Raw genomic sequence first — 19,546 nt, 5'->3', positions numbered from 1 at the left:
GATGGCTGGGGTACCTGGATTCGAACCAGGGAATGCCGGTATCAAAAACCGGTGCCTTACCGCTTGGCGATACCCCAATAACCGGGCGGTGAACCGCTTACTCGAAGAAGATGGCTGGGGTACCTGGATTCGAACCAGGGAATGCCGGTATCAAAAACCGGTGCCTTACCGCTTGGCGATACCCCATCCGTACAACGCTTTCTGGTGAATGGTGCGGGAGGCGAGACTTGAACTCGCACACCTTGCGGCGCCAGAACCTAAATCTGGTGCGTCTACCAATTTCGCCACTCCCGCAAAAAAGATGGTGGCTACGACGGGATTCGAACCTGTGACCCCATCATTATGAGTGATGTGCTCTAACCAACTGAGCTACGTAGCCATCTTTTTTTTCGCGATACCTTATCGGCGTTGCGGGGCGCATTATGCGTATAGAGCCTTGCAGCGTCAACCTCTTTTTCAAGGAAAATTGCTCGAAAGTGACTGTTTGGTTAGGTTGCGAACAGCGTGGCGCTATATTCGTCAATTATTGTTTACTTTGTGTTTTTTCCCCACCCTACAGCCATTCTTTTGTCGTACAGGATGAAATTCGGAATTCAACAATAGTGGTGGGAAATTAATCTATGAAATACTGGCCTACAGTGATGAGTTGTCAAACAGTGATGTGGCAAACCCGGAACATTTCCTTACTGCATATCAGAATCAACAAGCACCTCAATAACTGAAACAGCCCCGGATTTCACCGGGGCTGTTTCGCATTTCTTACTTATATGCCGACTGGTGAACACCAACCGCACGACCAGATGGATCGTCCATTTTCTTGAACGCTTCATCCCATTCGATCGCTTTAGCGGAAGAACACGCGACGGAAGGACCGCCAGGCACGCACTCAGCGGCGCTCGGAAGCGGGAACAGTTCTTCAAAGATCTCCCGGTACAGATACGCTTCTTTTGAGGTTGGCGTGTTGTACGGGAAGCGGAAGCGGGCAGTTTCCAGTTGCTGATCAGAAACCTGCTGCGCCGCCACTTCTTTCAGGGTGTCGATCCAACTGTAACCGACGCCATCGGAGAACTGCTCTTTCTGCCGCCAGGCCACGCTTGCGGGCAGGTATGACTCAAAACATTCACGCAGGATGTGTTTTTCCATTTTGCCGTTACCGCACATTTTATCCTGCGGGTTAATGCGCATCGCCACATCAAGGAATTTTTTGTCGAGGAACGGAACGCGTGCTTCCACGCCCCAGGCTGACATCGCTTTGTTGGCGCGCGCGCAGTCATACATATGCAGGGCCAGCAGTTTACGCACCGTCTCTTCATGCAGTTCTTTAGCGTTGGGCGCTTTATGGAAGTAAAGATAACCGCCAAACACTTCATCAGAACCTTCACCGGACAGCACCATTTTAATGCCCATCGCCTTGATCTTACGCGACATTAAATACATCGGTGTTGAAGCGCGAATTGTGGTCACATCATAAGTTTCGATGTGGTAAATCACGTCGCGGATGGCATCCAGACCTTCCTGTACAGTGAAGTGAATTTCGTGATGCACCGTGCCCAGATGGTTTGCCACTTCCTGGGCTGCTTTAAGATCCGGTGAACCCGGCAGACCTACAGCAAAGGAGTGTAACTGCGGCCACCAGGCTTCAGAGCGTTCCTGATCTTCCACGCGACGGGCTGCGTATTTCTTGGTGATAGCGGAAATAATTGAGGAATCCAGACCACCAGAAAGCAGCACACCGTAAGGCACATCAGACATCAGATGGCTTTTAACGGAATCTTCAAGTGCCTGACGCAGCTCGTTTTTGTCGGTTACGTTATCTTTCACCGCATCGTAGTCGAACCAGTCGCGATGATAATAAGAACGGATTTCGCCGTCCTGGCTCCACAAATAGCTCCCCGCCGGGAACTCTTTAATCGTGCGGCAAACTGGCACCAGGGCTTTCATTTCTGAGGCCACATACAGCTGACCGTGTTCGTCATAGCCCATATACAGTGGGATGATCCCCAGATGGTCGCGACCAATCAGGTAGGCATCTTTTTCGCTGTCGTACAAGGCAAAGGCAAACATGCCCTGCAAGTCGTCGAGAAATTCCGGCCCTTTTTCCTGATACAGCGCGAGGATCACTTCACAGTCAGATCCGGTCTGGAACTGATAACGATCGCCATATTCGGCGCGCAGTGCCTGGTGGTTGTAGATTTCACCGTTTACCGCCAGCACATGAGTTTTTTGTTGGTTGTAGAGAGGTTGCGCCCCCGCGTTAACGTCAACAATTGACAGACGTTCGTGGGCGAGAATGGCGTTATCGCTGGCATAAATACCGGACCAGTCCGGGCCACGATGACGCATCAGGCGTGACAGCTCGAGTGCTTTCTTACGCAGCTCAACTGCGTCTGTTTTGATATCGAATACGCCAAAAATTGAACACATAACCTTCTCCGTTAACCTGGTATTTGTTGCTTGTTGTGTTTGCTTGTTTAAAAAAATGCCGCAAAGCAGCACTGTGCGCAAGCGATTTGGCGGTGAAAAAATAAAAAACGTAATGGTGATTGTCGATTGGTGAAAAAAGGTCTGGTGTAAGGATGTATTTATTGATGAATCGATAATTTTTAGCGGGTTTTATTGAATGGTTATATTTTACGGGGGCCAAATTGCTGACAAAGTGCAATTTGTTCATGCCGGATGCGGCGTGAACGCCTTATCCGGCCTACAAAAGCATGAAAATTCAATATATTGCAGGAGCTGCGTAGGCCTGATAAGCGTAGCGCATCAGGCAGTTTGGCGTTTGTCATCAGAGCCAACCACGTCCGCAGACGTGGTTGCTATTCAGATAACGTCGATTTCAGCGACCGACGGGTAAATCCAGCTTGGGCGGAACGGCATACTGTCGATATCGTCGAGCGATGAAACACCAGAAAGCACCAGAATCGTTTCCAGACCTGCCTGGAAGCCCGCCAGAATATCGGTACGCAGGTTATCGCCGACAATCACCGTTTCTTCCGAATGCGCCTGCATTTTGTTTAATGCCGCGCGGATGATCCACGGACTCGGTTTACCAACATAGAACGGTTTACGCCCGGAGATTTTTTCGATGCCTGCACACAACGCGCCACACGCGGGATAAAAACCGCGCCCGTGGGTGTCCGGATTGGTGGCGATAAAACGTGCACCGTTAGCGACGAAATAGGCTGCTTTATGCATCATGTCCCAGTTGTAGGAACGCGTTTCGCCAACAATCACGAAATCAGGGTTCACATCGGTAATAGTGAAACCGGCTTTGTACAGTTCATGAATCAGTGCGCCTTCGCCCACCACATACGCTTTCTTGCCTTCCTGGCGACGCAGGAAATCGGCAGTCGCCATCGCAGAGGTATAAAACACGCTGTCAGGTACATCGACACCTGCGGTGGCAAAGCGGTTCGCCAGATCTTGCCCAGTCTGCGAAGGATAGTTGGTCAGCAACACCAGCGGCAGGCCTTTATCCATAATCCCGTGCAAAAATTCCGCTGCACCCGGTACGGCGACGTTATCGTGCATCAGCACGCCGTCGATATCGCAAATTACATTTTTAATGGTCATGGACTACCCAGAATATTGACAACAATAAGCGCCACTATAAAAGCACATTAATTTTCCAGCAAATGCTGGAGCAAAATACCGTTGAGCATGGCGCGTTTTACCAGCGCAAAAGCGCCGATTGCCGAGCGGTGATCCAGCTCAGAACGTACCACCGGCAGATTAGTACGAAACGCCTTCAGCGCCTGGGTATTAATGCAGCTTTCAATAGCAGGGAGCAGCACTTTATCGGCTTCGGTGATTTCTCCGGCAATAACAATTTTTTGCGGGTTAAACAGGTTGATGGCAATGGCGATGGTTTTGCCCAGATGACGACCAACATACTCAATCACTTCCGACGCCAGGCTATCGCCTTTGTTCGCAGCTTTGCAGATAGTTTTGATGGTACAGTCGTCCAGCGGCACGCGGCTCTGGTAGCCCTGCTTTAACAGATTCAACACCCGTTGTTCAATGGCAGCGTTGGCGGCGATAGTTTCCAGGCAGCCAAAGTTGCCGCAGTGGCAGCGTTCACCCAGCGGTTCGACCTGAATATGGCCAATTTCACCGACGTTGCCGTTGCGGCCAATAAAAATGCGCCCGTTAGAGATGATTCCGGCCCCGGTTCCGCGATGGACACGCACTAAAATGGAGTCTTCGCAATCCTGACTTGCACCGAAGTAGTGCTCTGCCAGCGCCAGACTACGGATATCGTGACCAACGAAACAGGTCACTTTAAAACGCTCTTCCAGTGCTTCTACCAGCCCCCAGTTTTCCACCTGAATATGCGGCATGTAATGAATTTTGCCGCTGTCCGGGTCAACAAGTCCAGGCAGGATCACGGAAATGGCGATCAGCTCGCGCAGCTTGCGTTGGTAGCTATCAATAAACTGAGCAATGGCATTCAGCAGGGCATGTTCCAGCGTCTGCTGGGTACGTTCCGGCAGCGGGTAATGTTCTTCTGCCAGCACTTTGCTGCTGAGATCAAACAGAGTAATGGTGGCGTCGTGACGACCAAGCCGTACACCGATTGCGTGGAAATTGCGGGTTTCGGTGACGATAGAGATAGCGCGGCGGCCCCCGGTGGAGGCCTGCTGATCAACTTCTTTGATCAGCCCGCGTTCGATAAGCTGACGCGTAATTTTGGTTACGCTGGCGGGGGCAAGCTGGCTTTGCTCGGCAATCTGAATCCGCGAGATTGGCCCGTACTGGTCAATCAGGCGATAAACCGCCGCGCTGTTAAGCTGTTTTACGAGATCAACATTACCTATCTGAGCTTGTCCGCCTGGTGTCATACTTTCTCTTATTGAGTTACGACCTCGTTACCGTTAACGATGGTCTTGGTGATTTTAAAATCAGGTGTGAATGCGGTCAGGTTGGCTACTTTACCTGCGGCGAGTGTGCCGAGACGTTTCTCAACGCCAATCGCACGCGCCGGATAGAGCGTCGCCATACGCAGCACTTCATCCAGTGCGATACCGCAATGTTCGACCAGATTACGCACGCCTTCAATCATGGTTAAGGATGAACCGCTTAACGTACCGTTCTCATCCACACAAAGTCCGTTACGGTAGTATATTGTTTTACCCGCAAAAATGAACTGTTCAATGTTGGCACCTGCTGGCGCGGTGGCGTCGGTAACCAGACACAGTTTGTCGCCTTTCAGGCGTTTAGCGTTACGAATGTTGGCGTAATCAACATGCAGGCCATCAGCGATAATACCGCAATAAATGTCAGCTTCGTCGAGGATCGCGCCCGCCAGGCCCGGTTCACGACCGGTAATATACGGCATCGCGTTGTACAGATGGGTGGCAAAGGTAATCCCCGCGCGGAAACCGGCTTTCGCTTCTTTCAACGTCGCGTTGGAGTGACCGGCAGAAACCACAATCCCGGCATTTGCCAGTTTGCTGATGACTTCTGCAGGAACCATTTCCGGTGCCAGGGTCACTTTAGTAATGACGTCGGCGTTCTTACACAGGAAATCGACCAGCGCGGCATCAGGCTTACGCACAAAATTCGGATTATGGGTGCCTTTTTTTACCAGATTCAGCCACGGACCTTCCAGATGCAGACCTAACGCCTGATTCGGATGTTTTGCCAGGTACTCGCGCATAACGCGCACGCCCTGTTTCATCAGCTCATCGCTGGTGGTGATAAGCGTCGGCAGATAGTTAGTACAGCCTGATTTCTCATTGGCTTTCTGCATGATTTCCAGCGTTTCCACGCTGACCGCTTCAGCGGTGTCGTTAAACTGTACGCCGCCGCAGCCGTTTAACTGCACATCGATAAAACCGGGGGAGAGAATGGCCCCGTTCAGTGAACGTTGTTCGATCTCTGGCGGCAGTTCCGCTACCGGACAGACGCTTTTAATCAGGCCATCAGCGATAACAACCGCGTGGTCATCAAGAAATTCGTGGCCGGTAAAGATCCGGCCCTGGGTTAATGCATACATTCTGACCCCCGATTATAAAAAATATTGCCCTGAGCAAGGAGCCAGGGCAGGGATAACAATTACAGACCTTTGATATTTTCTGCTTCTAATTCATTGAAATATCTTAAAGTCTTAACTTTCAGCTCCATGGTGGAAGGTTCATCGCATACCATGATCGCTTTTGGATGCAGTTGCAGACAGCTGATGGTCCACATGTGGTTCACGCAACCTTCAACGGCGGCCTGCAGTGCCAGTGCTTTCTGGCTACCCAGCACCAGAATCATCACTTCTTCGGCATCCAGCAATGTACCAACACCGACAGTCAGGGCATATTTTGGCACCTGATTGACATCGTTATCAAAGAAACGAGAGTTCGCGACGCGAGTGTCATGAGTCAGGGTTTTGATACGAGTACGAGAAGCCAGAGAAGACGCCGGTTCGTTAAATGCAATATGACCGTCGTTACCTACACCGCCCATAAACAGATGAATTTTTCCGTAAGAACGGATTTTTTCTTCATACTGGCGGCACTCGGCGTCGATATCCGGGGCGTTGCCGTTGAGAAGGTTGATGTTTTCTGCTGGAATATCAACGTGATCGAAGAAATTACGGTGCATAAAGCTGTAGTAGCTTTCCGGATGCTCTTTCGGCAGACCGACATATTCGTCCATGTTGAAGGTGACAACGTGCTTAAAGCTGACCTGGCCTGCTTTATGCATTTCGACTAACGCTTTATAGGTGGTCATTGGCGTGCCGCCAGTTGGCAGGCCCAGAACAAACGGACGATCGGCAGTCGGTTTGAACGCATTGATACGATTGACGATATGGCGAGCAGCCCATTTACCGACCTGTTCAGCGGTAGTCAGGGGGATCAGTCTCATTATTCACCTCAATAAGTAAAATGTAAGCCGTTGGCGGATTAGGCATCTTTAAGCGTAACCTGGATTTGCGCAGACAGGCGTCAATCCGACCTGATTTTTTGAATGATAAAATAAGTTTTCTGGTTTAGCCAGTAAAAGGGAGTGATGATAACGATATTTGGTGACAAAACTCACAAAAGACACGCGTTTAATTTGCGATACGAATTAAATTTTCACACACTCTGTAGCAGATGATCTAACAATCTGATTACAGAACATCGGCAGTACAATTTGCAGCAAAATAAAAATACGGCTTTAAACGAGCCAAATAGGGTTCTCGTAGGGGGAATAAGATGAATATTTTAGGTTTTTTCCAGCGACTCGGTAGGGCGTTACAGCTCCCTATCGCGGTGCTGCCGGTGGCGGCACTGTTGCTGCGATTCGGTCAGCCAGATTTACTTAACGTTGCGTTTATTGCCCAGGCGGGCGGTGCGATTTTTGATAACCTCGCATTAATCTTCGCCATCGGTGTGGCATCCAGCTGGTCGAAAGACAGCGCAGGTGCGGCGGCGCTGGCGGGTGCGGTAGGTTACTTTGTGTTAACCAAAGCGATGGTGACCATCAACCCAGAAATAAACATGGGTGTACTGGCGGGTATCATTACCGGTCTGGTTGGTGGCGCAGCCTATAACCGTTGGTCCGATATTAAACTGCCGGACTTCCTGAGCTTCTTCGGCGGCAAACGCTTTGTGCCGATTGCCACCGGCTTCTTCTGCCTGGTGCTGGCGGCCATTTTTGGTTACGTCTGGCCGCCGGTACAGCACGCTATCCATGCAGGAGGCGAGTGGATCGTTTCTGCGGGCGCGCTGGGTTCCGGTATCTTTGGTTTCATCAACCGTCTGCTGATCCCAACCGGTCTGCATCAGGTGCTGAACACCATCGCCTGGTTCCAGATTGGTGAATTCACCAACGCGGCGGGTACGGTTTTCCACGGTGATATCAACCGCTTCTATGCCGGTGACGGCACCGCGGGGATGTTCATGTCCGGCTTCTTCCCGATTATGATGTTCGGTCTGCCGGGTGCGGCGCTGGCGATGTACTTCGCAGCACCGAAAGAGCGTCGTCCGATGGTTGGCGGGATGCTGCTTTCTGTTGCTGTTACTGCGTTCCTGACCGGTGTGACTGAGCCGCTGGAATTCCTGTTCATGTTCCTTGCACCGCTGCTGTACCTCCTGCACGCACTGCTGACCGGTATCAGCCTGTTTGTGGCAACACTGCTGGGTATCCATGCTGGCTTCTCTTTCTCTGCGGGGGCTATCGACTACGCGTTGATGTATAACCTGCCGGCCGCCAGCCAGAACGTCTGGATGCTGCTGGTGATGGGTGTTGTCTTCTTCGCTATCTACTTCGTGGTGTTCAGTTTGGTTATCCGCATGTTCAACCTGAAAACGCCGGGTCGTGAAGATAAAGAAGACGAGATCGTTACTGAAGAAGCCAACAGCAACACTGAAGAAGGCCTCAATCAACTGGCGACCAACTATATTGCTGCGGTTGGCGGCACTGACAACCTGAAAGCAATTGACGCCTGTATCACCCGTCTGCGCCTTACAGTGGCTGACTCTGCCCGCGTTAACGATACGATGTGTAAACGTCTGGGTGCTTCTGGTGTAGTAAAACTGAACAAACAGACTATTCAGGTGATTGTTGGCGCGAAAGCAGAATCCATCGGCGATGCGATGAAGAAAGTCGTTGCCCGCGGTCCGGTAGCAGCTGCGTCAGCTGAAGCAACTCCGGCAACTGCCGCGCCTGTAGCAAAACCGAAGGCTGTACCAAACGCGGTATCTATCGCGGAGCTGGTATCGCCGATTACCGGTGATGTCGTGGCACTGGATCAGGTTCCTGACGAAGCATTCGCCAGCAAAGCGGTGGGTGACGGTGTGGCGGTGAAACCGACAGATAAAATCGTCGTATCACCAGCCGCAGGGACAATCGTGAAAATCTTCAACACCAACCACGCGTTCTGCCTGGAAACCGAAAAAGGCGCGGAGATCGTCGTCCATATGGGTATCGACACCGTAGCGCTGGAAGGTAAAGGCTTTAAACGTCTGGTGGAAGAGGGTGCGCAGGTAAGCGCAGGGCAACCGATTCTGGAAATGGATCTGGATTACCTGAACGCTAACGCCCGCTCGATGATTAGCCCGGTGGTTTGCAGCAATATCGACGATTTCAGTGGCTTGATCATTAAAGCTCAGGGCCATGTTGTGGCGGGTCAAACACCGCTGTATGAAATCAAAAAGTAATCTGCTTTATGCCTGATGCGACGCTTGACGCGTCTTATCAGGCCTACAAAAGCTCAGTCCAGGTTGGATAAGACGCTTAAGCGTCGCATCCAACAATGACGCAGGACTGGCAAAAGCGGTGGAGATCTTCTCTGCCGCTTTTTTTTTCATCAATCATCCCCATAATCTCAGTGAGATTTTCGATTTTCACTAACTAACAGTTGTCAGCCTGTCCCGCTTATAAGATCATACGCCGTTATACGTTGTTTACGCTTTGAGGAATCCACGATGAGTGAGGCAGAAGCCCGCCCGACTAACTTTATCCGTCAGATCATCGATGAAGATCTGGCCAGTGGTAAGCACACCACAGTACACACCCGTTTCCCGCCGGAGCCGAATGGCTATCTGCATATTGGCCATGCGAAATCTATCTGCCTGAACTTCGGGATCGCCCAGGACTATAAAGGCCAGTGCAACCTGCGTTTCGACGACACTAACCCGGTAAAAGAAGATATCGAGTATGTTGAGTCGATCAAAAACGACGTAGAGTGGTTAGGTTTTCACTGGTCTGGTAACGTCCGTTACTCCTCCGATTATTTTGATCAGCTCCACGCCTATGCGATCGAACTGATCAATAAAGGCCTGGCGTACGTTGATGAACTGACGCCGGAACAGATCCGCGAATACCGCGGCACCCTGACGCAACCGGGTAAAAACAGCCCGTACCGCGACCGCAGCGTTGAAGAGAACCTGGCGCTGTTCGAAAAAATGCGTGCCGGTGGTTTTGAAGAAGGTAAAGCCTGCCTGCGTGCGAAAATCGACATGGCTTCACCGTTTATCGTGATGCGCGATCCGGTGCTGTACCGTATTAAATTTGCTGAACACCACCAGACTGGCAACAAGTGGTGCATCTACCCGATGTACGACTTCACCCACTGCATCAGCGATGCCCTGGAAGGTATTACGCACTCTCTGTGTACGCTTGAGTTCCAGGACAACCGTCGTCTGTACGACTGGGTACTGGACAACATCACGATTCCTGTTCACCCGCGCCAGTATGAGTTCTCGCGCCTGAATCTGGAATACACCGTGATGTCCAAGCGTAAGTTGAACCTGCTGGTGACCGACAAGCACGTTGAAGGCTGGGATGACCCGCGTATGCCGACCATTTCCGGTCTGCGTCGTCGTGGTTACACTGCGGCTTCTATTCGTGAGTTCTGCAAACGCATCGGCGTGACCAAGCAGGACAACACCATTGAGATGGCGTCGCTGGAATCCTGCATCCGTGAAGATCTCAACGAAAATGCGCCGCGCGCAATGGCGGTTATCGATCCGGTGAAACTGGTTATCGAAAACTATCAGGGCGAAGGCGAAATGGTTACCATGCCGAACCATCCGAACAAACCGGAAATGGGCAGCCGTCAGGTGCCGTTTAGCGGTGAGATTTGGATTGATCGCGCCGATTTCCGCGAAGAAGCTAACAAGCAGTACAAACGTCTGGTGCTGGGTAAAGAAGTGCGTCTGCGTAATGCTTATGTGATTAAGGCAGAACGCGTCGAGAAAGATGCCGAAGGTAATATCACCACCATCTTCTGTACTTATGACGCCGATACCTTAAGCAAAGATCCGGCAGATGGTCGTAAAGTCAAAGGTGTTATTCACTGGGTGAGCGCGGCACATGCGCTGCCGGTTGAAATCCGTTTGTATGACCGTCTGTTCAGCGTGCCTAACCCAGGTGCTGCGGATGATTTCCTGTCGGTGATTAACCCGGAATCGCTGGTGATCAAACAGGGCTTTGCTGAACCGTCGCTGAAAGATGCGGTTGCGGGTAAAGCATTCCAGTTTGAGCGTGAAGGTTACTTCTGCCTCGATAGCCGCCATTCTACGGCGGAAAAACCGGTATTTAACCGCACCGTTGGGCTGCGTGATACCTGGGCGAAAGTAGGCGAGTAATTTTAAGTTTCGCTATGCCGGATGGGGCGTTTACGTCGCATCCGGCAAGGAACAGACAAACAGTTTCAAACGCTAAATTGCCTGATGCGCTACGCTTATCAGGCCTACATGATCTCTGCAATATATTGAGTTTGCGTGCTTTTGTAGGCCGGATAAGGCGTTCACGCCGCATCCGGCAAGAAACAGCAAACAATCCAAAACGCCGCGTTCAGCGGCGTTTTTTCTGCTTTTCTTCGCGAATTAATTCCGCTTCGCAATTTATCCATAAAATAAATTTAAAATAACAAAACATAATTAAATAAAATGTAACCGCTTTCATCTTGCTGGAATTTCACGCTTTTATTCTTCTGCAAGCCTTTCAACCGCAAACTTAAGCCTTGTAACAAAAATCATCAAAATATGTGCGGTTGCTCATGTTCTTACATTCTGGTTACAGAAAGAGATTGATAATTCGCGTCGCGAAAAATAGTCTGTTCCTGTAGTCAGCGAGACTTTTCTCAACGCTACTTTTTTAATTTTTATTTTTTCGCTGTTCACCTTTGGTGCAGCAATTTATACGTCAAAGAGGATTAACCCATGCGTACGTTTAGTGGCAAACGTAGTACGCTGGCGCTGGCTATCGCCGGTGTTACAGCAATGTCGGGCTTTATGGCAATGCCGGAGGCTCGCGCCGAAGGATTCATCGACGATTCAACCTTAACCGGCGGTATATATTACTGGCAGCGTGAACGCGACCGTAAAGATGTTACCGACGGCGACAAATACAAAACCAACCTTTCTCACTCCACCTGGAATGCCAACCTCGATTTTCAGTCTGGTTATGCTGCTGATATGTTCGGCCTTGATATTGCCGCGTTTACGGCGATTGAAATGGCGGAAAACGGCGACAGCTCTCACCCGAACGAAATCGCGTTTTCAAAAAGTAATAAAGCCTATGACGAAGACTGGTCCGGCGACAAAAGCGGTATAAGCCTGTATAAAGCAGCGGCCAAATTTAAATACGGTCCGGTTTGGGCGAGGGCAGGTTATATTCAGCCAACCGGTCAGACGCTGTTAGCGCCTCACTGGAGCTTTATGCCGGGTACTTATCAGGGTGCGGAAGCCGGAGCGAATTTTGATTACGGCGATGCCGGTGCGTTGAGTTTCTCCTACATGTGGACCAACGAATACAAAGCGCCGTGGCATCTGGAAATGGATGAGTTTTATCAGAACGATAAAACCACCAAAGTTGATTATCTGCACTCCCTTGGGGCGAAATACGACTTCAAAAATAACTTCGTACTGGAAGCGGCTTTTGGTCAGGCGGAAGGGTATATCGATCAATATTTTGCCAAAGCCAGCTACAAATTTGATATCGCCGGTAGCCCGTTAACCACCAGCTACCAGTTCTACGGTACCCGCGATAAAGTTGACGATCGCAGCGTCAACGACCTTTATGACGGCACCGCCTGGCTGCAGGCGTTGACCTTTGGTTACCGGGCGGCTGACGTAGTGGATTTGCGCCTCGAAGGCACCTGGGTTAAGGCTGACGGTCAGCAGGGATACTTCCTGCAACGTATGACTCCAACCTACGCTTCCTCAAACGGTCGCCTGGATATCTGGTGGGACAACCGTTCTGACTTCAACGCCAACGGCGAAAAAGCAGTCTTCTTCGGTGCGATGTATGACCTGAAAAACTGGAATCTTCCAGGCTTCGCCATCGGCGCTTCCTACGTTTACGCATGGGATGCTAAACCTGCGACCTGGCAGAGCAATCCGGATGCGTACTACGACAAAAACCGGACTATTGAAGAGTCTGCATACAGCCTGGATGCGGTCTATACCATTCAGGACGGTCGCGCCAAAGGCACGATGTTCAAACTGCACTTCACCGAATACGACAACCACTCCGACATCCCAAGCTGGGGCGGTGGTTACGGCAACATCTTCCAGGATGAGCGTGACGTAAAATTTATGGTAATCGCACCATTCACCATCTTCTGATGCCCGACGCGGCAGGTTTTGTGCCTGCCGCACGTTTGAGGAATTTGCTATGAAAAAACTGATTCTCATCGCCATGATGGCATCGGGGCTGGTAGCTTGTGCGCAATCAACCGCACCACAGGAAGACAGCCGTCTGAAAGAGGCATACAGCGCCTGTATCAACACCGCGCAAGGTTCGCCGGAAAAAATTGAAGCCTGCCAGAGCGTGTTAAACGTGCTGAAGAAAGAGAAACAACATCAGCAGTTTGCCGACCAGGAAAGTGTCCGCGTACTGGATTATCAGCAGTGTCTGCGTGCAACGCAAACCGGAAATGATCAGGCGGTGAAAGCCGATTGTGATAAGGTCTGGCAGGAAATTCGCAGTAATAACAAATAAGTGAGAGCTGTAACTCTCGCTTTTCTTATTTCCCTTGCATAAAAAAGCCAACCCGCAGGTTGGCTTTTCTCGTTCAGGCTGGCTTATTTGCCTTCGTGCGCGTGCTCATCTTCGCGGCAATCGCCTTCGGCACAGTGACCGTAAAGATAGAGACTGTGGTTAGTCAGGCGAATGCCATGTTTTGCGGCAATTTCACGCTGACGCGCTTCGATGGAATCATCACTAAATTCGATAACCTTGCCGCAGTCGAGGCAGATCAGGTGATCGTGGTGATGTTGCTGTGTCAGTTCAAATACGGATTTACCGCCTTCAAAATTGTGGCGGGTGACGATACCAGCGTCGTCAAACTGGTTCAGTACGCGATATACCGTAGCCAGACCAATTTCTTCACCCATATCGATCAGACGTTTGTATAAATCTTCCGCACTGACGTGATGGTTGTCCGGCTCCTGAAGAACTTCCAGGATTTTTAAACGAGGAAGCGTTACTTTCAGGCCAGCTTTCTTTAGGGCGGTATTGTTATCAGTCATGCGGAATCTGTCCTGTTACTAAGCGGTTCACTTCATTAGAAGAAGTGACAGAATTTGCTCTTGAGATAATGCGTATCATTATAGAATTGCCACGCCTAAATGAAAACCACAAGTCCCTGGCAAATATTGTTAATAAAAACGTGGCATAGCTTACATTTACAACGGCAAGGCCACTTGAACACCGGGACATTGTACAGGTACAACAGCAAAAGTTACAAATTTGTAGCAATTATTTTGATTGGCATTATCTATTAATACGGCGTAGACATGAGTCTACGCCGCATCACATCAGGCATTGAGAATTTCGTCGAGATGCAACTCTTCAGAAATCTGTTTAACCCATTTTTCTACACGTTCAGCGGTCAGTTCCGGCTGACGGTCTTCGTCGATAGCCAGACCGACAAAGTGGTCGTCATCTGCCAGACCTTTTGATGCTTCGAAATGATAGCCCGCAGTTGGCCAGTGACCAACGATGGTTGCACCGCGCGGTTCAATGATGTCGCGGATGGTGCCCAATGCGTCGCAGAAATATTCGGCGTAATCTTCCTGGTCACCACAACCAAACAGCGCAACCAGTTTGCCATTGAAATCAATCTCTTCGAGAGTCGGGAAGAAGTCATCCCAGTCACACTGCGCTTCGCCGTAATACCAGGTTGGGATGCCCAGCAGCAGAATGTCATAAGCTTCCAGATCTTCTTTGCTGCTTTTTGCAATGTCATGGACATCGGCAACGTCTTTACCAAGCTGTTTTTGAATCATTTTTGCGATATTTTCGGTATTACCGGTGTCGCTGCCGAAAAAGATGCCAGTGATAGCCATGAGTGAAATAACCTCTTGAAACTTATTGAAATGGGGGTGGAAAATTGCCCACGGATAAAGGCAATCATAGCAGAACAGGCAGTCTTGCGGAATCAGCAAACGAGCAGGACTGCACACTGTGCTACATGAAAGTGGAAATTTAAACGATGCCCTGACTACGCAGCGCCGCCAGTTGCTGCATTAACATCTCTTCGATCAGTTCGCTACGGCTCATATTGCGCGATTCCGCCAGCTCGTTCAGCGCCTCGACAGCTTCCGCGTTCAGCTTCAGTTCGACACGCTTAAGGCCACGTACTTTGTCGCGTTTTAGTTGGTTGCGTTTATTAATACGCAGCTGTTCATCGCGCGAAAGCGGATTAGTTTTCGGTCGTCCCGGTCGACGCTCGTGCGCGAACAGATCTAATGTCGTACGGTCCGTTTGTTCTTTGGCCATGATTTTGGTGACTTCGGGGGAAACAATCAGCCAGGCCTCTGCCCGGATGGATAGCGCGCCATAATACATCAGCGCGATGAGTCACGCCAACGCCCACGCGCGGAAAGCGACGCGGACGCTGGGTTTTTAATCAGTTGCGTTAATCATTGAGATAGCGACGGATAGCGCGTAATACCGCATCTGGTTTTTCAGCATGGACCCAGTGACCCGCGCCTGCAATCACATGCGCCCGTGCCTGTGGAAATTGTGCCAGTAAATCATCACGGTACTGCTCGCTAACATACGGAGAATTACCACCAGGGATAAACAGGGCAGGGTGATCCCATGCCGGGATTTTCTCCCAACCCACAATATGCGGATACTGATCCCACAATACCGGCACGTTAAAGCGCCACTCCCCGTCAACAAAAGATTTCAACAGAAACTGAATCACCCCTTCTTCATTAAGATGCTGGCGCATTATTGCTGCTGCTTGCTGGCGAGTTTGTGCGTCCGATTCACTGACCGCGTTGATAGCTGCGAAAATCTCATCATGACGGCGTACGTGATAGTCGACCGGTGCGATATCGATCGCCACCAGTTTATCGATGCGATCGGGGGCCAGTGCAGTAAGTGCCATTACCGCTTTACCGCCCATGGAGTGACCGATAAATGTTGCTTTGTCGATCTGCAGTGCATCCAGGGTATCAACAAGATCCTGCGCCATCGCCGGGTAATTCATTACCGGCTCTCTCGGTGAAAGACCGTGGTTACGCATATCAACCTGGATGATATTGTGATCGTTTACCAGATCGCGAGCCAGTACGCCAAGGTTGTCGAGGCTACCAAACAGACCATGGACAAGAACGATGGGAGAATTATTGTGCTGGTTTTGTGCAGTTTGCGCGCGGATATTCAATTTCATGGCAAAGTTCTTTTTTTCGCGTTGTCGGGTTAGGGTATTATGTTGACCATTGTGCCACAGGGCTGCAACAAATAAGGTTTATTCCGAGTTTTTCTGCAAGCCAGGCTTGACGCTATCCGCTGCCGGGATTTATTCATATACTCCTGGCGACTTGTATTCAGCTAAGACACTGCACTGGATTAAGATGAAAACGATTGAAGTTGATGATGAACTCTACAGCTATATTGCCAGCCACACTAAGCATATCGGCGAGAGCGCATCCGACATTTTACGGCGTATGTTGAAATTTTCCGCCGCATCACAGCCTGCTGCTCCGGTGACGAAAGAGGTTCGCGTTGCGTCACCTGCTATCGTCGAAGCGAAGCCGGTCAAAACGATTAAAGACAAGGTTCGCGCAATGCGTGAACTTCTGCTTTCGGACGAATACGCAGAGCAAAAGCGAGCGGTCAATCGCTTTATGCTGCTGTTGTCTACACTATATTCTCTTGACGCCCAGGCGTTTGCCGAAGCAACGGAATCGTTGCACGGTCGTACACGCGTTTACTTTGCGGCAGATGAACAAACGCTGCTGAAAAATGGTAATCAGACCAAGCCGAAACATGTGCCAGGCACGCCGTATTGGGTGATCACCAACACCAACACCGGCCGTAAATGCAGCATGATCGAACACATCATGCAGTCGATGCAATTCCCGGCGGAATTGATTGAGAAGGTTTGCGGAACTATCTAAAACGTTGCAGACAAAGGACAAAGCAATGGCAATCCACAATCGTGCAGGCCAACCTGCACAACAGAGTGATTTGATTAACGTCGCCCAACTGACGGCGCAATATTATGTACTGAAACCAGAAGCAGGGAATGCGGAGCACGCGGTGAAATTCGGTACTTCCGGTCACCGTGGCAGTGCAGCGCGCCACAGCTTTAACGAGCCGCACATTCTGGCGATCGCTCAGGCAATTGCTGAAGAACGTGCGAAAAACGGCATCACTGGCCCTTGCTATGTGGGTAAAGATACTCACGCCCTGTCCGAGCCTGCGTTCATTTCCGTACTGGAAGTGCTGGCAGCGAACGGCGTTGATGTCATTGTGCAGGAAAACAATGGCTTCACTCCAACGCCTGCCGTTTCCAATGCCATCCTGGTTCACAATAAAAAAGGTGGCCCGCTGGCAGACGGTATCGTGATTACACCGTCCCATAACCCGCCGGAAGATGGTGGTATCAAGTACAATCCGCCAAATGGTGGCCCGGCTGATACCAACGTCACCAAAGTGGTGGAAGACAGGGCCAACGCACTGCTGGCCGATGGCCTGAAAGGCGTGAAGCGTATCTCCCTCGACGAAGCGATGGCATCCGGTCATGTGAAAGAGCAGGATCTGGTGCAGCCGTTCGTGGAAGGGCTGGCCGATATCGTTGATATGGCGGCGATTCAGAAAGCGGGCCTGACGCTTGGCGTTGATCCGCTGGGCGGTTCCGGTATCGAATACTGGAAGCGTATTGGCGAGTATTACAACCTCAACCTGACTATCGTTAACGATCAGGTCGATCAAACCTTCCGCTTTATGCACCTTGATAAAGACGGCGCGATCCGTATGGACTGCTCCTCCGAGTGTGCGATGGCGGGCCTGCTGGCACTGCGTGATAAGTTCGATCTGGCGTTTGCTAACGACCCGGATTATGACCGTCACGGTATCGTCACTCCGGCAGGTTTGATGAATCCGAACCACTACCTGACGGTGGCGATCAATTACCTGTTCCAGCATCGTCCGCAGTGGGGCAAAGATGTTGCCGTTGGTAAAACGCTGGTTTCTTCTGCGATGATCGACCGTGTGGTCAATGACTTGGGTCGTAAGCTGGTAGAAGTCCCGGTAGGTTTCAAATGGTTTGTTGATGGTCTGTTCGACGGCAGCTTCGGCTTTGGCGGCGAAGAGAGCGCAGGGGCTTCCTTCCTGCGTTTCGACGGCACGCCGTGGTCCACCGACAAAGACGGCATCATCATGTGTCTGCTGGCGGCGGAAATCACCGCTGTCACCGGTAAGAACCCGCAGGAACACTACAACGAACTGGCAAAACGCTTTGGTGCGCCGAGCTACAACCGTTTGCAGGCAGCTGCGACTTCCGCACAAAAAGCGGCGCTGTCTAAGCTGTCTCCGGAAATGGTGAGCGCCAGCACCCTGGCAGGTGACCCGATCACCGCGCGCCTGACTGCTGCTCCGGGCAACGGTGCTTCTATTGGCGGTCTGAAAGTGATGACTGACAACGGCTGGTTCGCCGCGCGTCCGTCAGGCACGGAAGACGCATATAAGATCTACTGCGAAAGCTTCCTCGGTGAAGAACATCGCAAGCAGATCGAGAAAGAAGCGGTTGAGATTGTTAGCGAAGTTCTGAAAAACGCGTAAACACATTAAATAAGAAAAAGGGCGGTCGGAAGATCGCCCTTTTTTACGTATGACAAACACAGAATTGCCTGATGCGCTACGCTTATCAGGCCTACGAGGATGGTGCAATATATTGAATTTACGCGATTTTGTAGGCCGGATAAGGCGTTCACGCCGCATCCGGCAAAAACAACGAACACTTTGTCAACAAACTGAGTAGCTCAAGGAAATCCCAATGAAGACCAACAGGAGTCTGGTCGTCATAGTGTCACTAATTACCGCCACATTACTGCTGACTGCATGCGCCCAACCTGAACAATCATCATTAGCTGGCGACTGGTTACTGACCCCTAAAGATAAAACCAGAGGATTAACGGGTAGCATTGCGGTAAATATTGCACCTTCCCGGTGTAAGACAAATTGCCGTGGTGATAACTTACCTGATAATACCCGCCGCTGGCAGTTGTCAGGCGGGAACGAAAAAGAACTTACTTATCTTCATAATATGTCAGCACAAGAAAAGGTCGGTTTAAATCCCGGTTGGCAATGCTACACCTCATTTTTTATGCGGGTTTGCCAGGGCAAGCCCGGCACTCGACCGATAGTCAATGAGGATTATGTCAGCGAAAGCGGATTTTTTGGCTCGATGATGCATGTCGGGATTATTGAGTTACGACGCTGCCAGTCAGAAAATTGCCAGCAAGAATTGAAAGCGATAAATACACATTAAAATAGTGAGTCCGGAAATGAAACCCGGACCTGAACATGTCTTATTGCGTGAATGTTTCTTTCATTTGATACTGCATTTCCCAGAGTTCAGTAAGCGAAATAACTTTTCTTGTTCTTGCTTCTTCACTTTGTACCCATAAGAAAGGGTAGAACGTGAAGGCTTCCGTTGCCGATAATTTTATTACGTCTTCTCGCCATTGCTGCCATCGTACATTTTCATAGAAGGTATCTAAATCACCGGATAATGCCCACTGGGTGATGCTGCCAACTTACTGATTTAGTGTATGATGGTGTTTTTGAGGTGCTCCAGTGGCTTCTGTTTCTATCA

Annotated in this window: 17 protein-coding genes, 4 tRNA genes and 1 pseudogene; 7 read left to right on the top strand and 15 right to left on the bottom strand. The window is 50.5% G+C overall.

Annotated features, from left to right (window positions below; genetic code table 11):
* Positions 1-2: 2 nt before the first annotated feature.
* The 9 genes from RTW80_RS19760 to nagB all read right to left on the bottom strand — a co-directional run bounded on the left by RTW80_RS19760 (position 3) and on the right by nagB (position 6,858).
* A tRNA-Gln gene (locus tag RTW80_RS19760) sits at positions 3-77 on the bottom strand.
* Between the two features lie 34 nt (positions 78-111).
* Positions 112-186 (bottom strand) — tRNA-Gln (locus tag RTW80_RS19755).
* Positions 187-209: 23 nt separating this feature from the next.
* Positions 210-294: transfer RNA gene (locus RTW80_RS19750), tRNA-Leu, on the bottom strand.
* An 8-nt stretch (positions 295-302) separates the two neighbouring features.
* Positions 303-379 (bottom strand) — tRNA-Met (locus RTW80_RS19745).
* Between the two features lie 380 nt (positions 380-759).
* Positions 760-2,424 carry an asparagine synthase B gene (gene asnB, locus RTW80_RS19740; protein WP_000337081.1) on the bottom strand — a complete coding sequence of 555 codons (1,665 nt, stop codon included), beginning with the start codon at positions 2,422-2,424 and terminating at the stop codon, positions 760-762.
* Between the two features lie 396 nt (positions 2,425-2,820).
* Positions 2,821-3,573 (bottom strand): ribonucleotide monophosphatase NagD, encoded by a 753-nt coding sequence (gene nagD / locus RTW80_RS19730; protein WP_000153129.1) that lies wholly within the window; start codon positions 3,571-3,573, stop codon positions 2,821-2,823.
* Positions 3,574-3,620: 47 nt separating this feature from the next.
* Positions 3,621-4,841: a DNA-binding transcriptional regulator NagC gene (gene nagC / locus RTW80_RS19725; RefSeq protein WP_000187594.1), complete on the bottom strand. Its 1,221-nt coding sequence runs from the start codon at positions 4,839-4,841 to the stop codon at positions 3,621-3,623.
* A gap of 8 nt (positions 4,842-4,849) precedes the next feature.
* Positions 4,850-5,998, bottom strand: a complete 1,149-nt coding sequence (gene nagA / locus RTW80_RS19720; protein WP_000271163.1) for an N-acetylglucosamine-6-phosphate deacetylase — start codon at positions 5,996-5,998, stop codon at positions 4,850-4,852.
* 59 nt (positions 5,999-6,057) lie between these two features.
* A complete protein-coding gene (gene nagB, locus RTW80_RS19715) occupies positions 6,058-6,858 on the bottom strand; it encodes a glucosamine-6-phosphate deaminase (protein ID WP_001237072.1) in 801 nt (266 codons plus the stop codon).
* A 332-nt stretch (positions 6,859-7,190) separates the two neighbouring features.
* Here nagB and nagE point away from each other — a divergent pair, with 332 nt between their 5' ends.
* The 4 genes from nagE to chiQ all read left to right on the top strand — a co-directional run bounded on the left by nagE (position 7,191) and on the right by chiQ (position 13,428).
* Entirely contained in the window at positions 7,191-9,137 is a 1,947-nt protein-coding gene (gene nagE / locus RTW80_RS19710; protein ID WP_063119308.1) for a PTS N-acetyl glucosamine transporter subunit IIABC, read from the top strand.
* Positions 9,138-9,404: 267 nt separating this feature from the next.
* Positions 9,405-11,069, top strand: a complete 1,665-nt coding sequence (gene glnS / locus RTW80_RS19705) for a glutamine--tRNA ligase (protein WP_001287154.1) — start codon at positions 9,405-9,407, stop codon at positions 11,067-11,069.
* Positions 11,070-11,645: 576 nt separating this feature from the next.
* Entirely contained in the window at positions 11,646-13,052 is a 1,407-nt protein-coding gene (gene chiP / locus RTW80_RS19700; protein ID WP_001258839.1) for a chitoporin ChiP, read from the top strand.
* A gap of 49 nt (positions 13,053-13,101) precedes the next feature.
* Entirely contained in the window at positions 13,102-13,428 is a 327-nt protein-coding gene (gene chiQ / locus RTW80_RS19695) for a ChiQ/YbfN family lipoprotein (protein ID WP_000733592.1), read from the top strand.
* Positions 13,429-13,511: 83 nt separating this feature from the next.
* Here the strand turns inward: chiQ and fur are convergent, their stop codons facing one another.
* The 5 genes from fur to ybfF form a co-directional block, all read right to left on the bottom strand.
* Positions 13,512-13,958, bottom strand: a complete 447-nt coding sequence (gene fur / locus RTW80_RS19690; RefSeq protein ID WP_000131702.1) for a ferric iron uptake transcriptional regulator — start codon at positions 13,956-13,958, stop codon at positions 13,512-13,514.
* Positions 13,951-14,037, bottom strand: a complete 87-nt coding sequence (uof, locus tag RTW80_RS19685; RefSeq protein WP_001406816.1) for a fur leader peptide — start codon at positions 14,035-14,037, stop codon at positions 13,951-13,953. The genes fur and uof overlap by 8 nt, the downstream gene beginning before the upstream one ends.
* 209 nt (positions 14,038-14,246) lie before the next feature.
* The gene (gene fldA / locus RTW80_RS19680; RefSeq protein WP_001018618.1) at positions 14,247-14,777 is read right to left on the bottom strand and encodes a flavodoxin FldA; all 531 of its coding nucleotides are present in this window, start codon (positions 14,775-14,777) and stop codon (positions 14,247-14,249) included.
* 139 nt (positions 14,778-14,916) lie between these two features.
* Entirely contained in the window at positions 14,917-15,210 is a 294-nt protein-coding gene (gene ybfE / locus RTW80_RS19675) for a LexA regulated protein (RefSeq protein ID WP_001300829.1), read from the bottom strand.
* Positions 15,211-15,349: 139 nt separating this feature from the next.
* On the bottom strand, positions 15,350-16,114 hold the full coding sequence (gene ybfF / locus RTW80_RS19670) for an esterase (RefSeq protein ID WP_000773301.1): 765 nt from the start codon (positions 16,112-16,114) through the stop codon (positions 15,350-15,352).
* A 184-nt stretch (positions 16,115-16,298) separates the two neighbouring features.
* Between ybfF and seqA the strand changes: the two genes are divergently transcribed.
* The 3 genes from seqA to RTW80_RS19655 all read left to right on the top strand — a co-directional run bounded on the left by seqA (position 16,299) and on the right by RTW80_RS19655 (position 19,219).
* Positions 16,299-16,844, top strand: a complete 546-nt coding sequence (gene seqA / locus RTW80_RS19665) for a replication initiation negative regulator SeqA (RefSeq protein WP_000848387.1) — start codon at positions 16,299-16,301, stop codon at positions 16,842-16,844.
* Positions 16,845-16,869: 25 nt separating this feature from the next.
* A complete protein-coding gene (pgm, locus tag RTW80_RS19660) occupies positions 16,870-18,510 on the top strand; it encodes a phosphoglucomutase (alpha-D-glucose-1,6-bisphosphate-dependent) (RefSeq protein WP_032248041.1) in 1,641 nt (546 codons plus the stop codon).
* A 214-nt stretch (positions 18,511-18,724) separates the two neighbouring features.
* Positions 18,725-19,219 (top strand): hypothetical protein, encoded by a 495-nt coding sequence (locus tag RTW80_RS19655; RefSeq protein WP_000856355.1) that lies wholly within the window; start codon positions 18,725-18,727, stop codon positions 19,217-19,219.
* A gap of 40 nt (positions 19,220-19,259) precedes the next feature.
* On the opposite strand, the pseudogene RTW80_RS19650 reads toward RTW80_RS19655, so the two are convergent.
* Positions 19,260-19,472, bottom strand: a pseudogene (locus tag RTW80_RS19650) (DUF2625 family protein); the annotation flags it as partial.
* Positions 19,473-19,546: the final 74 nt, after the last annotated feature.

This window comes from Escherichia sp. AM3, from assembly GCF_032029835.1.
Lineage (GTDB): Bacteria > Pseudomonadota > Gammaproteobacteria > Enterobacterales > Enterobacteriaceae > Escherichia > Escherichia coli.
Note: the sequence above shows the minus strand (reverse complement) of the source record. Positions and strands in the feature narration are given on the sequence as shown.

What these genes read in the sequence shown, in the direction of transcription:
- RTW80_RS19655 (WP_000856355.1), top strand. Translation starts at nt 18,725, where the DNA reads ATGAAGACCAACAGGAGTCTGGTCGTCATAGTGTCACTAATTACCGCC.
- nagA (WP_000271163.1), bottom strand. Translation starts at nt 5,998, where the DNA reads ATGTATGCATTAACCCAGGGCCGGATCTTTACCGGCCACGAATTTCTT.
- nagB (WP_001237072.1), bottom strand. Translation starts at nt 6,858, where the DNA reads ATGAGACTGATCCCCCTGACTACCGCTGAACAGGTCGGTAAATGGGCT.
- nagC (WP_000187594.1), bottom strand. Translation starts at nt 4,841, where the DNA reads ATGACACCAGGCGGACAAGCTCAGATAGGTAATGTTGATCTCGTAAAA.
- chiQ (WP_000733592.1), top strand. Translation starts at nt 13,102, where the DNA reads ATGAAAAAACTGATTCTCATCGCCATGATGGCATCGGGGCTGGTAGCT.
- chiP (WP_001258839.1), top strand. Translation starts at nt 11,646, where the DNA reads ATGCGTACGTTTAGTGGCAAACGTAGTACGCTGGCGCTGGCTATCGCC.
- ybfF (WP_000773301.1), bottom strand. Translation starts at nt 16,114, where the DNA reads ATGAAATTGAATATCCGCGCGCAAACTGCACAAAACCAGCACAATAAT.
- glnS (WP_001287154.1), top strand. Translation starts at nt 9,405, where the DNA reads ATGAGTGAGGCAGAAGCCCGCCCGACTAACTTTATCCGTCAGATCATC.
- nagD (WP_000153129.1), bottom strand. Translation starts at nt 3,573, where the DNA reads ATGACCATTAAAAATGTAATTTGCGATATCGACGGCGTGCTGATGCAC.
- pgm (WP_032248041.1), top strand. Translation starts at nt 16,870, where the DNA reads ATGGCAATCCACAATCGTGCAGGCCAACCTGCACAACAGAGTGATTTG.
- uof (WP_001406816.1), bottom strand. Translation starts at nt 14,037, where the DNA reads ATGATACGCATTATCTCAAGAGCAAATTCTGTCACTTCTTCTAATGAA.
- fur (WP_000131702.1), bottom strand. Translation starts at nt 13,958, where the DNA reads ATGACTGATAACAATACCGCCCTAAAGAAAGCTGGCCTGAAAGTAACG.
- nagE (WP_063119308.1), top strand. Translation starts at nt 7,191, where the DNA reads ATGAATATTTTAGGTTTTTTCCAGCGACTCGGTAGGGCGTTACAGCTC.
- ybfE (WP_001300829.1), bottom strand. Translation starts at nt 15,210, where the DNA reads ATGGCCAAAGAACAAACGGACCGTACGACATTAGATCTGTTCGCGCAC.
- seqA (WP_000848387.1), top strand. Translation starts at nt 16,299, where the DNA reads ATGAAAACGATTGAAGTTGATGATGAACTCTACAGCTATATTGCCAGC.
- asnB (WP_000337081.1), bottom strand. Translation starts at nt 2,424, where the DNA reads ATGTGTTCAATTTTTGGCGTATTCGATATCAAAACAGACGCAGTTGAG.
- fldA (WP_001018618.1), bottom strand. Translation starts at nt 14,777, where the DNA reads ATGGCTATCACTGGCATCTTTTTCGGCAGCGACACCGGTAATACCGAA.